13 protein-coding genes are annotated in these 15,969 nt (G+C 72.1%); 10 read left to right on the forward strand and 3 right to left on the reverse strand.

Annotation, left to right across the window (positions count from 1 at the left end; all coding sequences use genetic code 11):
• The first annotated feature begins 4 nt into the window (after positions 1-4).
• From ADK67_RS27145 to ADK67_RS27160, 4 genes are all read left to right on the forward strand, one after another.
• Positions 5-943, forward strand: coding sequence for a SurA N-terminal domain-containing protein (locus ADK67_RS27145; protein WP_053719339.1), 939 nt, complete (start codon positions 5-7; stop codon positions 941-943).
• A complete protein-coding gene (locus ADK67_RS27150) occupies positions 940-1,884 on the forward strand; it encodes a MazG family protein (RefSeq protein WP_053719340.1) in 945 nt (314 codons plus the stop codon). Before ADK67_RS27145 ends, ADK67_RS27150 begins: the two co-directional genes overlap by 4 nt.
• 429 nt (positions 1,885-2,313) lie before the next feature.
• A complete protein-coding gene (locus ADK67_RS27155; RefSeq protein ID WP_053719341.1) occupies positions 2,314-5,484 on the forward strand; it encodes a S41 family peptidase in 3,171 nt (1,056 codons plus the stop codon).
• Positions 5,485-5,806: 322 nt separating this feature from the next.
• Positions 5,807-6,652, forward strand: a complete 846-nt coding sequence (locus ADK67_RS27160; protein ID WP_053719342.1) for a lytic transglycosylase domain-containing protein — start codon at positions 5,807-5,809, stop codon at positions 6,650-6,652.
• An 18-nt stretch (positions 6,653-6,670) separates the two neighbouring features.
• Here ADK67_RS27160 and ADK67_RS27165 read toward each other — a convergent pair whose 3' ends face one another.
• The 3 genes from ADK67_RS27165 to ADK67_RS27175 form a co-directional block, all read right to left on the reverse strand.
• Positions 6,671-7,018: a DUF6968 family protein gene (locus ADK67_RS27165; RefSeq protein WP_053719343.1), complete on the reverse strand. Its 348-nt coding sequence runs from the start codon at positions 7,016-7,018 to the stop codon at positions 6,671-6,673.
• Entirely contained in the window at positions 7,015-7,392 is a 378-nt protein-coding gene (locus ADK67_RS27170) for a tetratricopeptide repeat protein (RefSeq protein ID WP_053719344.1), read from the reverse strand. Before ADK67_RS27170 ends, ADK67_RS27165 begins: the two co-directional genes overlap by 4 nt.
• 68 nt (positions 7,393-7,460) lie before the next feature.
• Positions 7,461-8,174 (reverse strand): alpha/beta fold hydrolase, encoded by a 714-nt coding sequence (locus ADK67_RS27175; RefSeq protein ID WP_053719345.1) that lies wholly within the window; start codon positions 8,172-8,174, stop codon positions 7,461-7,463.
• Between the two features lie 109 nt (positions 8,175-8,283).
• Here ADK67_RS27175 and eno point away from each other — a divergent pair, with 109 nt between their 5' ends.
• The 6 genes from eno to ADK67_RS27210 all read left to right on the forward strand — a co-directional run bounded on the left by eno (position 8,284) and on the right by ADK67_RS27210 (position 15,934).
• A complete protein-coding gene (eno, locus tag ADK67_RS27180; protein ID WP_053719346.1) occupies positions 8,284-9,570 on the forward strand; it encodes a phosphopyruvate hydratase in 1,287 nt (428 codons plus the stop codon).
• Positions 9,570-10,187, forward strand: coding sequence for an FtsB family cell division protein (locus ADK67_RS53910; RefSeq protein WP_231648369.1), 618 nt, complete (start codon positions 9,570-9,572; stop codon positions 10,185-10,187). The genes eno and ADK67_RS53910 overlap by 1 nt, the downstream gene beginning before the upstream one ends.
• A complete protein-coding gene (locus ADK67_RS27190; RefSeq protein ID WP_053719428.1) occupies positions 10,184-10,675 on the forward strand; it encodes a DUF501 domain-containing protein in 492 nt (163 codons plus the stop codon). Before ADK67_RS53910 ends, ADK67_RS27190 begins: the two co-directional genes overlap by 4 nt.
• A gap of 166 nt (positions 10,676-10,841) precedes the next feature.
• Positions 10,842-12,173 (forward strand): lytic transglycosylase domain-containing protein, encoded by a 1,332-nt coding sequence (locus tag ADK67_RS27195; protein WP_157620868.1) that lies wholly within the window; start codon positions 10,842-10,844, stop codon positions 12,171-12,173.
• Between the two features lie 402 nt (positions 12,174-12,575).
• A complete protein-coding gene (locus tag ADK67_RS27205) occupies positions 12,576-14,294 on the forward strand; it encodes a cellulose-binding domain-containing protein (protein WP_231648370.1) in 1,719 nt (572 codons plus the stop codon).
• A gap of 689 nt (positions 14,295-14,983) precedes the next feature.
• Positions 14,984-15,934 (forward strand): Ppx/GppA phosphatase family protein, encoded by a 951-nt coding sequence (locus ADK67_RS27210; protein ID WP_053719349.1) that lies wholly within the window; start codon positions 14,984-14,986, stop codon positions 15,932-15,934.
• Positions 15,935-15,969: the final 35 nt, after the last annotated feature.

The raw sequence follows: 15,969 nt of genomic DNA on the forward strand, positions 1-15,969 counted from the left end.
GGTCGTGAGGACTGTGCAGAGGCGCTTCACCCTGATCGGCGCGGCGGTGGCACTCCTGGTCGCGGGCTGCGGCACGGGGCCCGGCCACGTCGGCTCGGCCGCGATCGTCGGCGACACCGTGCTGCCGCTGGAGCAGGTGCAGCAGCGGCTGGACATCGTGCTCAAGAAGGAGCCCGAGGCCCAGAAGCTGCACGACCAGCGCAAACTCGACCAGGTCGCCCGGCAGCTGGTGACCCTGGGCGTGCAGCACGAGCTGATCGAGCAGGCGGCCCGGCGCGAGGGCGTGTCCGTGTCCGAGGAGGACGTGACCGAGTCGGTCGAGCAGGCCGGCGGCGCGGAACTGGCCTCCCAGAACACCGTGTACGACGCGGCGACGTTCCGCGAGCGGGCCAAGGACCAGCTGCTGCTGGTCGAGCTGGCGCGCAAGTACGTGGACCGGATGGAAGTCACGTTCGACTACTTCTTCACCAAGGACAACGCCGACGCGATCGAGAAGGCCAAGCAGGTCGCGGCCGACCCGGCGAAGATGGCCGAGTTCGTGGCCGACGCGCCCGAGGGCACCCAGGGCCAGGCACTGTCCAAGGAAGGCCAGCGGGTGCGGTCGGCCGAGTCGCCGCAGGCCGCCCAGTCGCCGTTGTTCGGCGTGCCGGCGGGCACCGTGGTGGCGTTCGCGCCCGACCCGAGCAGCGCGCAGTGGATCGTGGCCTACGTGACCGACCGCAAGACCGACGTGCGCGCGTCGTCCGGCGAGTCGTCCACCGAGCAGTTGACGCCCCAGGTGCTGGAGCAGATCGGCCTGCGGCTCGTGCAGACGCTGGCCGGCGACCCGGAGATCGAGGTCAACCCGCGCTACGGCCTGTGGGACGGCACCGCCATCTCGCTCGCGCCGAGCGAAGGTGAGATGAGCGGCTTCCAGGCGACGGTCCGGCAGAAGTCGCCGTGACCGTTGTCGTCGTAGGCGCCACCCCCGTCCTGCCCGCCGCCGCGCTACCCGCACTCCGGGGCGCGGCGGCGGTGTACGCGGGGGAGGGCGTGGACGCCGAGCTGCTCGGCGCCCGACCCGTCGCCGAGTGGGCGCACACCGGTGAACCGGTGGTGCTGGTGACCACCAACCCGGCCGAGCCCACGGCCGTGGCGATGGTGGGGCTGGGCGCCGAGGTCATCCGGACGCCGGGCCTGGCGCTGCTGGACGCCGCCGCCGTGATGGACCGCCTGCGCTCACCCGGCGGCTGCCCGTGGGACGCCGAGCAGGACCACAAGTCGCTCCGCCAGTACCTCGTCGAGGAGACCTACGAGCTGCTGGAGGCCATCGAGGACGGCGACCGGGCGGCGTTGCGCGAGGAACTGGGCGACGTGCTGCTGCAGGTGCTGTTCCACGCGCGGATCGCGGCGGAGGACGCCGAGGAGCCGTTCGGGATCGACGAGGTCGCGGGCGACCTGGTGGCCAAACTGGTCGGACGGCACCCGCACGTGTTCGAGGGCCACGACCCGGCGGTGCACGACGCGACGTCCCAGCAGCACCGGTGGGAAGAGCTCAAGCAGGTCGAGAAGCAGCGCGAGTCGAGTGTGGACGGCGTGGCGACCGGGCAGCCCGCGGTGGCGTTGGCGGGGAAGCTGGCGCAGCGGGTGGCGCGGGCCGGGTTCCCGGCGGACCTGCTGCCGGGCGCGGGTGACGGCCCTGGCCCTAGCGCTGGGGATGACGCGGGCACGCGGTTGTTCGCGGTGGCGGCGTTGGCGAAGCTGGCCGGTGAGGACCCGGAGACGGAGCTGCGGGCGGTGGCGCGGACGTTCGAGGCGAACGTGCGCGCGGCTGAGCGGTCGGCTCGTGCGGCTGGGGTGACGGCGTTGAGCGCGGACGACTGGCGCGCCCACTGGCCCACCTGAGCCCTCCGCCTGCCGACCCGCCCTCCCGCTGGCCCGCCTCCGCCTGCCGGCCTGACTGAGCTCCCCGCTCGCTTGCCCGAGCCGCCCGCTCGCTTGCCCGAGCCAGCCCCGCTGGCCGACCCGACTCGGCCTACCGCCTGCTCGCCTGCCCTCCCGCTGGCTTGCCCTGAGCCTGCCTGACGCTTGGCTTGCCTGAGCCTCCACAACCGCCTTGCCCGACCCGCCTGCCGCGTTGCCTGAGCCTCCCCGCCGCCGTGGCCGCCGTTTTTCCCGGCTAACGTGAGAAATGCGATTGGGGTTGTCCTGGGTTGCACGATTCGCCCGTCCGAGTGATCCGGGTCGGCCCGGTGCGGAGCGTTGATCTCGATGCCGCAGCGACCTCGCCGGGGCGGGTCTGATGAGGATGATCGGCGCGCTAACGTCGAAGAGGTGACCGAGGCCTACCTCCGCTTCCCGCACTTGCACGGCAACCTCGTGACCTTCGTGGCCGAGGACGACGTGTGGCTCGCACCCCTCGACGGCGGCCGGGCTTGGCGGGTGACCGCCGACCAGGTGCCCGTCTCCTTCCCGCGCTTCGACCCGACCGGAAGCCGGTTGGCGTGGACCAGTCGCCGTGACGGCGCGCCCGAGGTCCACCTGGCCCCGGTGGACGGTGGCGAGGCCACGCGGCTCACCTACTGGGGTGACTACTCCACCGGTGTGCGCGGCTGGACGTCCGACGGCGAGGTCGTCGCCGTCACGTCCACCGGCCAGGCGACCACGAACCGGCAGTGGGCGCACGCCGTCCCGACCGACGGCGGCCCGCCGCGCAGGCTGCCGTACGGCTGGGTGGACGACGTGGCGTTCGGGCCGTCCGGGCAGGTGGTGGTCACCTCCGTGTACGGCCGCGACCCGGCCTGGTGGAAGCGCTACCGGGGCGGTGCGGCGGCGAAGTTGTGGGTCGACGCGAACGGTGACGGGGAGTTCGTCCGCATCCTGCCCGAGCTGACGTCCCCGCTGACCTCGCCGATGTGGATCGGGGACCGGATCGCGTTCCTGTCCGACCACGACGGCGTCGGCAGCCTGTACTCGGTCACCCCGGACGGGTCGGACCTGCGGCGGCACACCGAGCAGGAGTTCTACGCCCGGGTCGCGTCGAGCGACGGCGAGCGGATCGTCTGGCAGCACGCGGGCGAGTTGTGGCTCCTGGACGGCCTGGACGCCGAGCCGCGGCGGTTGGAGATCGCGCTCGGGGGACCGCGCACGGCGCGCAGGCCGCGACCGGTGTCGTCACGGCCGGACGACTTCCACCCCGACAAGACCGGTCGCGGGAGCGTCGTCGAGGTGCGCGGCACCGTGCACTGGGTGACGCACCGGGACGGGCCGGTGCGCGCGTTGGCCGAGGAGCCCGGCGTCCGGGCCAGGCTGCCGCGCGTCGTCGGCGACAACGTCGTGTGGGTGACCGACGCGGACGGCGAGGAGGGCCTGGAGTTCGCGCCGGTCGGCGGCGTCGAGCCCGGCAACGAGCCGCGCCGGGTCGCGGTCGGCAAGCTCGGGCGGGTGCTGGAGCTGGCGGTCTCCCCGGACGGGCGCAGGCTCGCCGTGGCCACGCACGACGGGCGGCTGCTGCTGGTCGACGTCGAGTCCGGCGAGGTGCGCGAAGTGCTGAAAGGCGCGAACCCGCACGTCAGCGACCTGGCGTTCTCCCCGGACTCCAACTGGCTCGCCTGGTCGCACCCCGGCCCGCGCCCGCTGCAGCACATCCGGATGACCAACACCACCGACCTGTCCGTGGTGGACGTGACGCCGCTGCGGTTCTCCGACTTCTCGCCGACGTTCACCGAGGACGGCCGCTACCTGGCGTTCCTGTCGGTGCGCAGCTTCGACCCGGTGTACGACGCGCACGTGTTCGACCTGTCGTTCCCGACCGGCTGCCGGCCCTACCTGCTGCCGCTGGCCGCGACCACGCCGTCGCCGTTCGACCCGCTGCGGCTCGGCCGGCCGGTCGGCGACGACTCGGCGGAGAAGGACAAGGAGAAGGACGACGAGAACCCGATCACGGTCGTCGACCTGGACGGGCTGGCCGACCGGGTGGTGACGGTGCCGGTCGCCGCCGCCCGCTACTCCGGCCTGACCGCCGCCAAGGGCGGGCTGCTGTGGCTGCGGTCGCCGTTGCGCGGGGTGCTGGGCGACAACCTGGCCAGCCCGTCGTCCCGGCCGCCGCGGGCCGTGCTGGAGCGGTTCGACCTGGCGAAGTCGCGCACCGAGACGCTGGTGGACGGCGTGGACACGTTCGACGTGACCGGCGACGGGCAGCGGATGGTCGTGCAGGACGGCGGTGACCTGCACGTCGTGCCGACGGACCGGAAGGTCGACTCCGACGACAACGACGCGGTGGACGTCGACCTGTCGCGGGTGCGGGTGGTGGTGGACCGGGCGGCCGAGTGGCGGCAGGCGTACGCGGAGGCCGGGCGGCTGATGCGGGACCACTTCTGGCGCACCGACATGGGCGGCGTGGACTGGGCGGGCGTGCTGGAGCGCTACCGGCCGCTGGTGGACCGGCTCGGCAGCTACAGCGACCTGGTGGACCTGCTGTGGGAGGTGCAGGGCGAGCTGGGCACGTCGCACGCCTACGTCATCCCGGCGCACGGGTCGCGCGGGCGTGCCGTGGGGTTGCTCGGCGCCGACCTGGAGCGGGACGAGGCGGGCGCGTGGCGGGTCGTGCGGGTGATCCCGGGCGAGACGTCGGACCCGGCGGCGCGGTCGCCGTTGGCGGCTCCCGGTGTCGCGGTGCGGGCCGGTGACGCGATCGTGGCCGTCGACGGGCGGCAGGTGGACCCGTTGACCGGGCCCGCGCCGCTGCTCGTGGGCACGGCGGGCAAGCCGGTGGAGCTGACCGTGCGGCCCGGCGGCGGTGGCGAGCCGCGACGGGTCGTGATCGTGCCGCTGGAGGACGACGAGCCGTTGCGCTACCACGCGTGGGTGGCCGACCGGCGGGCGCGCGTGCACTCGCTGACCGACGGCCGGGTGGGGTACCTGCACGTGCCGGACATGATGGGCGCGGGCTGGGCGCAGCTGCACCGCGACCTGCGGGTGGAGCTGGCGCGTGAGGCCGTGGTGCTGGACGTGCGGGAGAACGGCGGCGGGCACACGTCCGAGCTGGTGGTGGAGAAGCTGGGGCGCAAGATCATCGGCTGGTCGGTGGCGCGCGGCTACACCACGGCGGACAGCTACCCGGGCGACGCGCCGCGCGGGCCGGTGATCGCGATCGCGGACGAGTTCGCCGGGTCCGACGGCGACATCGTGAACGTGGCGATCAAGGAGATGGGGATCGGGCCGGTCGTCGGCACCCGCACGTGGGGTGGGGTGATCGGCATCGACATGCAGTACCACCTGGTCGACGGGACGCTGGTGACGCAGCCGCGGTACGCGACGTGGTTCGCCGGGCCGGGGTGGGGCGTGGAGAACCACGGCGTCGACCCGGACGTCGAGGTGGTGGTGACGCCGCAGGACCGGGTGGCCGGGCGCGACCCGCAGTTGGACACGGCGGTGCGGCTGGCCCTGGAGGCGTTGGAGACGCGACCGGCGGCCGTTCCGCCGGAGCTGCCGCCCCTCACCTGACCGGGCTCACCCGCCACGCGCACGGACGCCTGACGTCCGCTCGTGTTTGCTGCCTCGGCCGGGGTGGCGGCGCTGCTCCCAGCACCGCCACCCCGCGTGTCCTACCTCCAGAACGCGCGTGTCGTACCTCCAGAACGCGAGAGTCCTACGTTCGGAACGCGCGTGTCCTACGTTCAGGACGCCTGAATTCAACGCTCAGAACGCGGCGAACCGGCCCCGCCGGCTGGAATCCTGCCCGTGTTCGGGTCCCTGACCACCGGTTTCGGGACGGGATGGCCCCGAGCACGCCCGAGCACTCGCGTTCAGCACGTAGCCTGGGGCGGTGGTCGTCCCGCCGCCGTCCAAGACCGAGCCGCGCCCGCCGTCGCGCGGCCGTGCCGGCAACCTCGCCGGACGCCTGGCGCTGGTGTTGCTGCTGCTGGCGTTCGTGGCCGGGGGAGCCTGGGCCCTGAGCACGTTCAACCGGTCCGCGCCCCGGCCCGCCGCCGACCCGCCGTTCCCGGTGCCGTTCCTGGAGGTCCAGCCGGGCGCCGCCGCGCCGGGCGCTGCCGGTGACGTGCCCGCGGGCGAACCGCGGGCGTCGGCCGCCACGGACGACGCCGAACCGCTGAACGCGTGGGCGGCGGCGTTGTCGGAGAAGACCGACATCCCGGCCCGTGCCCTGCGCGCGTACGCGGTCGCCGACCTGGTGATGCGGACGCAGAACCCTGCGTGCCGGGTGTCGTGGGCGACGCTGGCCGGCATCGGCCGCATCGAGTCGCACCACGGCACGATCGGCGGCCTGCGCCTCGGCGAGGACGGTCGGCCGTCACGCCCGATCATCGGCATCCCGCTGGACGGCTCACCGGGCGTGAAGGCGATCGCGGACAGCGACGGCGGCACGCTCGACGGCGACACCCGCTGGGACCGGGCGGTCGGCCCGATGCAGTTCATCCCGACCACGTGGGCCCGCTACGCGGTGCGCGCGAACGGCGACGGCCTGAGCCCCGACCCGCAGAACATCGACGACGCCGCCCTGGCCGCCGCCCGCTACCTCTGCTCGGGCGGACGTGACCTGGGCACGGGCGCGGGCTGGTGGGCGGCCGTGCTGGACTACAACAACTCGACCGAGTACGGCCAGAACGTCTACAGCGGCGCCGACGCCTACGCCCGCGCCAGCATCGGCTGAACCCCGGCCAGCGGACGGTCAGCGGCCGTCGGGCCGGGTCAGGACCGGGTCGACGGCCAGGCCCAGGTCCGGTTGGCCGAGCCAGTCGAGCTCGACCGACGCCTCGGCCGCCCGCGCGGCCAGGTCCAGGCGCACCCGGTACACGCTGAGCAGCAGCGCCTGCAAGGAGTCGACACCGAACGACGCGCCGACGGCCTCGTCACCCAGACCGGTGATCTGGTGGGGGCAGCGCCAGTCGCCGTTCGCGCTCAGCGGGTCCGGGTGGGGCGTCCCGATCCGGATCACGACGTCGGTGCGGCTGCCGTCACCGGCCACGCACTCCACCCGCCGTTCGGCCACCACCGGCCCGAGCACGTCGGTCGTCATCGGTCGCGTTCCACCGCGAGACGGGCGCTGACCTCGCCCAACGCCTCCTGGTACTCCGGTGACGGGTTCATCGCCGCCGCCATCCGCAGCTGCGTCAACGCCTCGGTCAACCGGCTCTGCCGCTGCAACGTCCGACCGAGCGCGAACCGGGCGTAGTGATCACTGGGGTCGATGTCCAGCACCTTCCGGAACGCCGCCTCGGCGCGCTGGAGCTGGGCCGAACCCAGGTAGGCCCGGCCCGCGAGCAGTTGCACGCTCGCCCGCTCCGGCGCCGCTTCGAGCACGACTCGCAGCTCGCGCAGCGCCTCCAGCGGTCGGCGTTCCGCGAGCAGCGCCTCGGCCCGGCGGAACGCCTCGAAGGTGCTGTCCGTCATCGTTCGATCAACGCTACCCGGCCATCCGGCCGCCACACGACAGCCGACCGGATGACGGGATCGGTGTGTCACGCGACGAGAGCGCCGTGCAGCCGGTCGAGCACCGGCTTGATCGACGGCGGCGCCTCGACGTGGGCGTTGTGCCCCACCCCGGGCAGCACGATCCCGTCCGCCCGTGCCGCGAGCAGGTGCTCCGGCGGGCACATGGGGTCGGCCTCGCCCGCCGCCAGCACGACCGGCGCCTTCGCCACCGCCAGCAGCCCCGCCACGTCCGGCTCGCCCACCCCGAACGCCGCCGGGTCCAGCGCCGCCCGCCACCCGCCGTCCACCTCGACCACGCCGTCGTCCAACGGCACACCGGCCAGTTTCGACGCCCACGCCGACGCCTCCTCGCGCGTCGGGAACACCCGCGCGGGCTTCGCGGCCAGCGAGGCCGCCCTGGCCAGCTCCTCCGCCGTCCACCGCAGCTTGATCCCGATCGCGCCGACCGCCCGCACGTCCACCCCGAACCACGAGCTGGCCAGCGTCAACGCCACCACGCCGCCCAACGAGTGCCCCAGCACCGCCACCGGCCCCGAACCGATCGCGGCGGCCACCGAAGCGGCCAACGACCCGAACGAGTACTTCGTCAGCGGCGCCGACCGACCGTGACCGGGCAGGTCGACCGCCAGCCACGCCCCGGGCCACGTTTCCGCTGCTCCGCGCCACACCGACCCGGTCGCGCCCAGCCCGTGCAGCAGCACCAGCGCCGGCCCGTCCCCACCCCGCGCCACGTGAACCACGCGTGAACCCCTTCCGACCGGTGCCCCAACAGGCGAGCCGGGGCCGTCCCACACCTTGCACCAACTAGGCTCGGCATCGATACACAGATGGTCTGACGAGGGAGCGCACGTGGCGGTCATCGAGCAGGTCGGCGCCCGCGAGATCCTGGACTCGCGAGGCAACCCGACCGTCGAGGTAGAGGTGGCGTTGGACGACGGCACGCTGGAGCGTGCCGCGGTTCCGTCCGGCGCGTCGACCGGTGAGCACGAGGCGGTCGAGCTGAGGGACGGCGACGCCAAGCGCTACCTGGGCAAGGGCGTCGAGCGCGCGGTCACGGCGGTGCTCGACGAGATCGGCCCCGAGCTGGTCGGCATCGAGGCCGTCGAGCAGCGGGTGGTCGACCAGAAGCTGGTCGACCTGGACGGCACGCCCGACAAGTCCCGCCTGGGCGCGAACGCCATCCTGGGCGTGTCGCTCGCGGTGGCGAAGGCGGCGGCGGCGTCCAGCGGCCTGGAGCTGTTCCGGTACGTCGGCGGCCCGAACGCGCACGTGCTGCCGGTGCCGATGCTGAACATCCTCAACGGTGGCGCGCACGCCGACACCGACGTGGACATCCAGGAGTTCATGATCGCGCCGATCGGCGCGGAGAGCTTCCGCGAGGCGCTGCGCTGGGGCGCGGAGACCTACCACGCGCTGAAGTCCGTGCTGAAGTCGAAGGGCCTGGCCACCGGCCTGGGCGACGAGGGCGGTTTCGCGCCGTCCCTGTCGAGCAACCGCGACGCGCTGGACCTGATCCTGGTCGCGATCGAGAAGGCGGGCTTCACGCCCGGCCGCGACATCGCGCTGGCCCTCGACGTGGCCGCCACGGAGTTCTACTCCGACGGCGCTTACACGTTCGAGAAGACCAAGCGCAGCGCCGAGCAGATGACCGGCTACTACACCGAGCTGGTCAACGCCTACCCGATGGTGTCGATCGAGGACCCGCTGTCCGAGGACGACTGGGACGGCTGGGTGCAGATGACGGCCGAGCTGGGCGAGCGCGTGCAGATCGTCGGCGACGACCTGTTCGTGACGAACCCGGAGCGGCTGGAGGAGGGCATCTCCCGCCGCGCGGCCAACGCGCTGCTGGTGAAGGTCAACCAGATCGGCACGCTGTCCGAGACGCTGGACGCGGTCGCGCTGGCCACGTCCTACGGCTACAAGTCGATGATGTCCCACCGGTCCGGCGAGACCGAGGACACCACGATCGCCGACCTGGCGGTGGCCGTGGGCGCCGGCCAGATCAAGACCGGCGCGCCGGCCCGCGGTGAGCGCACCGCGAAGTACAACCAGCTCCTGCGCATCGAGGAGGCCCTGGGCGACGCCGCGCGTTACGCCGGCGACCTGGCCTTCCCGCGGTACACGCCGGAGAGCTGATGGCACGACGGGAGCGGGAACCACGGCGTGGTCGCGAGGCCACGCCGAGGTCCCGCCCTGCGCGGGCACAGGCCCGCGACGGTCAGACCCGCAAGAGCGAGCCCCGCAAGGGTGAGCCGCGCAAGCCGGAACCGCGCAAGGGCGAGCCGCGCACGGGCCGGGCCGACGGGCGCACCACGAGGCCCGCGGCGCGCAAGCCCCAGTCGAAGGCGCGGACCAGGGCGGGCGCGGGCACGGGCGGCGCGTTCGGCATGACCGGCACGCGGCGGGCCGCGCTGCTGGCGATGGTGGTGTGCGCGCTGGCGCTGAGCATCGCCGTGCCGCTGCGCACGTACCTGGCGCAACGCGAGGAGCTGCGCGAGGTCAACGCCTCGCAGGAGACGCTGCGCGCCGAGGTGGGGCAGCTGGAGCAGCGCAAGCGCGAACTGGCCGACCCGGCGCACGTCGAGGCCGAGGCGCGGCGCAGGCTGCACTACGTGCGGCCCGGCGAGACGCCCTACATCGTGCAGCTCCCCGGTGACGCGGAACGTGAACTGGACCAACAGCGACCGGAGACCAAACCGGCCGAGGACAAGGCGTGGTACGAGCAGTTGTGGGATTCGGCGGCGGCACGATGACGGTGAGCGACGAGGACCGGGCGGCGGTCGAGGCGCAGCTGGGCCGCGCGCCGCGGGGGATGCGCGAGGTGGCCGCGCGCTGCCCCAGCGGGCACCCGGCGGTCGTGCAGACCAGTCCCCGGTTGGAGGACGGCACGCCGTTCCCGACCCTGTACTACCTGACCTGCTCGCGGTTGAACTCCTACGTCAGCAGGCTCGAAGGGGCCGGGCTGATGAAGGAGATGACCGACCGGTTGGCCACGGATGAACAGTTGGCCGAACGCTACCTCCGGGCGCACGAGATGTACTTGGCTGAGCGGGACGCGATCGAACCGCTCGGCACGACCGTCACCGCCGGTGGCATGCCGACCCGCGTCAAGTGCCTGCACGTCCACGTGGCGCACTCGCTGGCCGTCGGCCGGGGCGTGAACCCGTTCGGCGACGAGGCGCTTGACCTGCTCGCGCAGTGGTGGCCGAGCGGCGAGTGCGCGTCAACGGTGAAAAACTGACCGTCCGGGCAGTTCTTCGGGCACAAAGCTCAGGCGTGCCCGTGACACCGCCGTTCGGATCAGGCAGGCTGGTCGGCAGGCCGGGTGACGAGTCGATGGGGAGTTCGTGGCTGTGCCGAAGTCGAAGCGTCGGGGGCGGAAGCGGACCAAGGTCCATCCGGGCACGATGACGCCTCGGCAATGGGGCTTCGCCGCCACGGCGACCGCCGCGATGCTCGTGCCGGCGCTGCTGCACACGGCCGCGCCGATGGACTGGTTCAGCCTCGCCGACCGCTCCGACGTCGAAGTCGTGCCGCCCGGTCCGGGCGACGTGCTGGGCACGCTCGCGCTGGACGCCCAGGGCAAGCTGGGCGCCACCGGACGGCTGCCCGAGACCGACGAGCTGAGCGCGGCGCTGCTGGCCGACGCCGACGACCCGTCCGAGTTCGAGGACGACCTGCCCCCGTTGGAGGGCGGTTTCCTGCGCGAGGGCCAGCACGGCATCCCCGGCGTCATGCTCGACGCGTACATGCGCGCGGCGGACCGGCTGGGGCGCACCACGCCCGGCTGCCACCTGGACTGGCCGCTGCTGGCCAGCATCGGCCGCATCGAGTCCGGGCACGCGCGCGGCGGCCGGGTCACCGAGAGCGGCACCACGGTCGAGAAGATCGTGGGCCCGGTGCTCGACGGCTCGCCCGGCGTGGCGGCGATCCGCGACACCGACGGCGGCCGGTTCGACGGCGACCGCACCTGGGACCGGGCCGTGGGCCCGATGCAGTTCATCCCGTCCACGTGGGCCGGTTACGCGGCCGACGGCAACGAGGACGGCGATCGGAACCCGAACAACATCTACGACGCGACCATCGGCGCGGGCAACTACCTGTGCGCGAACAACGCGGACGTGAGCGACCCGGTGCAGCGCGCGCGATCGGTGTTCCGCTACAACCAGTCCAACGAGTACGTGGCCACGGTGCTGTACTGGGCGGACGTGTACGCCAGCGGCGTGCCGGTGCTGCCGGACATCATCGGCTCCGACGACGACTTCGGGCCCCAGCCGGGCAACGGGAACACCCCGTCGGACAACAACAACGCCTCGCCGCCCGGCAGCACGACGCCGCCGTCCTCCGGCACGCCGAACCCGACGACGACGTCGACCACCACGACGACCCGGCCCGGCGTGACGATCACGTTCACCCCGACCGTGCCGACGACTTCGACGACGCCGACGACGACCACGCCGACGTGCCCCACGCCGCCGACGGAGACGACGACCAGCACGCCCACGACGACGCCCACCACGACGCCGTCGATCCCGCCCGGCTGCCCCACGCCGACCACCACGACGACGTCCACGACGACCGAGGAGCCCGCGACGACGTCCGTCGCGACGACCTCGGCCGACACGGCGCCCGGTGGCACGTCCGGCAGCACGTCGCAGGGCACGTCGGGCAGCTCTTCCTCAACCGGTTCAGGTTCGTCGTCGTCGCTGTCGACCACGTCGTCCATGAAGGCCACCTGAGCCGAACGGCCCTGAATCGCCCGACGGCGTTCCGGCAGTTCGCTTAACGGATTAAGACGACTGTTTTCGCAACATTGCGCTAATCGTTGACAGCGGTGCGGAGTCGGTCGAACACTACGCGCACCGGCGGATTCCCGCCGCCGGTCCGGTCACCCGCCGCGATTCGGTGATCCGGTCGTCGGGCCGAACGACGACCGACCGAGCCCGCCCGCGGCGCACGGCACCGGTGCGCGGAGGCCGCCATCCCCGCCACCGGAAGCACGCAAGGCTCGCCGAGTGCTGTCCTCGGGCAGTTCGATGCCGCCTCACCCGCGATGCCCTGACCCGCCGCCGCATTACCGGCCACACCTGACGGAGGGCACAACAACCATGCGCAGGAACAGGTTCCGATTCTTATCAGCCGTGGCCGTCGCCGCGGTCGGCGTGGGCAGCACGGTGTTCGTGGCACAGGCCGCCGCCACGGGCTGCGGTGTCACCTATTCCGTCCCGTCGCAGTGGAACAACGGCTTCACCGCGAACGTAGCCGTGACGAACCTCGGCGACCCGATCAGCTCCTGGACGCTGACCTGGAGCTTCGCCTCCGGCCAGCAGGTCACCCAGGCGTGGAACGCCACCGCGACGCAGAGCGGCGCCCAGGTGACCGCGCGCGGCGTCAGCCACAACGCCAACCTGGCGACCGGCGCCACCGCGACGTTCGGCTTCAACGGCTCGTGGAGCGGCAGCAACCCGGCGCCGACCTCGTTCACCCTCAACGGCACCGCGTGCACCGGCGCGCCGGTGACCACCACGACGTCCTCGCCGACGTCGACCACGTCGTCCTCCAGCACGTCGCCCACGTCGCCCACGTCTGTGCCGCCGACCGACAACCCGGCGTGGGGTAGGTCCCTGCCGCCGGCGGACGCGCAGACGAGCATGGCTTACGACATCGTCGTGTCGGAGAGCGGCAGCGGCTACACACCGAAGGCCGGTGAGTGCTCGCGCGAAATCCACGCCCGGTACTGGACTTACGGTCCGGACGGCAAGGTCTACCCGACGTGGCACCCGCCGCGCGACGCGAGCGGCTGCGCGTTCGGCCACGAGCACGGTGACGACCCGCGCACCTCGGACCTGTTCGCCGACGCGAAGTGGCCGTACTTCGGCTACACCAGCGAGGTGATGATGGCGTCGAACCCCGGCGGCGCGCACCGGCACGAGGACCACGTCGGCCACAAGGTCCTCGCGGTCAACAACTCGAACGTCATCCAGGGCGACAACGGGACGAGCTTCTTCCCGCCGCAGGGCACCACCATCGCCACGTGCGACATCCTGTTGAAGTTCCACCAGGGCACGCACTCGCCGGACGCGTTCACCAACAACGTGCACGAGCTGATCTACAACAACAAGTGCACGCACCGGGACAACAACCAGGTGACCGAGGCCAAGTTCACCGCGCTGATCCCGAACGGCCGTCCGGGCGGCTTCGGCGCGACCGACTGCCCCGGCCCGTTCAACAACAAGTTCACCAACGTCGGTCCGGCCATCCCGGCGGACTCGCCGTCCGACACCCGCTCGCTCGGCCGGCTCATCACCGATGCCGCTTGCGTCCAGGCGATCCGGGAGGGCAAGACGCACTTCGAGGTCATCACCGGAACCGAGGTGCCGTTCGACACGAACGACCTGCACGAGTTCTGGTTCTCGGACGTCACGATCAGCACTTCGCAGCTGTCGTTCACCATCCAGCCGCTGTTCTACGTGCTGAACCCGGCGCGCTACTACGACGCGTCGAAGCCGAACAAGCTGGCCCGCCAGGTCGACCTCTGCTACGAGGGCATTCGCGGCGACTACTGCAACACGGTCCGTCGGATCACCGAGCAGACCGGCCAACGGGTGGCGTGGGACGACCCGCGCTCGCCGTTCAAGGGCACGCTGCGGGAGTTCCGGGCGGGCGGCTTCAAGCTGCGCAACTCCGGTCCGACCTCGGTTTACACGGATGTGTACGGCCGCAACGCGTCCACCAGTCCGTTCAACGGCTCGATCAAGCAGTACTTCTCCGGCAACCACGCTGAGCAGAACATGTTCGTGCGTGGGGCGACCAGGGACTACGCGGCGAACTCCGCCGATCAGATCCACGCGCCCAACTGATCGAGGGGGCCGGGCGGGTGCTTGCGGGCGCTCGCCCGGTCCAGATCAAAAGCTTTAAAAGCGTTAAAAGCATGTCCTCGCCGGACGGGCAGATCAGCAGGATGACCCCCGACTGCCCTGGTTCTGTGGCGGGTCCGTCGTTGGTGCGGGTTTCGTGTCATCCCACCGACCTCCCTCCGGGCTACCACACGTATCAAGGGGGCAGCCATCAGCCCCCTTGACACGCGCGGTAGGGCAAAGCCAGGTCGGCGGGATGACACGAAGCCCTCCCTCTGGTGGGGAAGGGCATCGGCGGCCGCACCGCGCGTGTCGGGCCCGGCACCGCGCCCGACGCGCGACCCCCGAACCACTCCACTGACGGGTCTTTCCTCAGAGCGAGGGTTCCGTGTCATCCCGCCGACCTGGCGCAGCCCTACCGCGCGTGTCAAGGGGGGCGCCTGTTCACCGATGCCTGTCGGCGTTGACTGTGGGCTGCGCCCCCCTTGATACGTGTGGTAGCCCTTGTGGAGGTCGGTGGGATGGCACGGAGCCCGGACCAACGACGAGACCGGCACAGAACCAGGCAGTGGGGGTCATCCTGCTGATCTGCCCGTCCGGCGAGGACATGCTTTTAAGCTTTTAATCTTTTGTGGTTACGCTGCTGAGCAGCACCACTCACCAGCACACACCACCAGGAAGGGATCTCGGGTATGGCACGCGTGGCCGCGATCGACTGCGGGACCAACTCGATCCGCCTCCTGGTCGCCGATGTGACCACATCGGACACTGGCGAACGGTGGTTGCGGGACGTGCACCGGGAGATGCGGGTCGTCCGGCTCGGCCAAGGCGTCGACGCGACCGGCGAGCTGCACCCCGACGCCATCGCGCGCACCCGTGCCGCGCTGATCGACTACACGAACACCCTGCGCCGCAAGGGAACCGAGCGCGTGCGCATGGTCGCGACGTCCGCCACCCGTGACGCCGCCAACAAAGCGGCCTTCTTCGACATGACCCGAGAGGTGCTCGGCGTGGAGGCCGAGGTCATCACCGGGGACGAGGAGGCCCGCCTCTCGTTCACCGGCGCGGTGTCCGACCTGGACGCGGACGAAGGCCCCTTCCTCGTCTCCGACATCGGCGGAGGGTCGACCGAACTGGTCCTCGGCACGTGGGACGGCGTGCGCGGCGACGTCGAGGCCGCCCGGTCGGTCGACATCGGCTGCGTCCGCCTCACCGAGCGCTGCCTGCGCGCCGACCCGCCGACCGAGGCGCAGGTCGAGGAAGCGGTCCGGGTGACGCGGGACGTCCTGGCCGAGGCGTTCGCCGCCGTGCCGACGGCCAAGGCCAAGACCTGGATCGGTGTGGCCGGCACCGTCACGACCCTCGTCGCGCTGGCCAAGGAGCTGCCGCGCTACGACCCGCAGGAGATCCACCTGGCCCGCCTCGGCCTCGACCGGATCCGCGAGATCACGGCCAAGCTGCTCACGATGGGTCACGACGAGCGCGCCGCCCTCGGCCCGATGCACCCCGGCCGGGTGGACGTGATCTGCGGCGGCGCGCTGGTCGTCCGCACGCTCGCCGACCACCTGGAGTCGCAGGGCGTGACCGAACTCGTCGCCAGCGAGCACGACATCCTCGACGGCATCGCGTTCGCCCTGGCCTGAAACGCACCCCGCGACACCTGAACGGGCAGTCAGCA

Source organism: Saccharothrix sp. NRRL B-16348 (assembly GCF_001280085.1).
Lineage (GTDB): Bacteria > Actinomycetota > Actinomycetes > Mycobacteriales > Pseudonocardiaceae > Actinosynnema.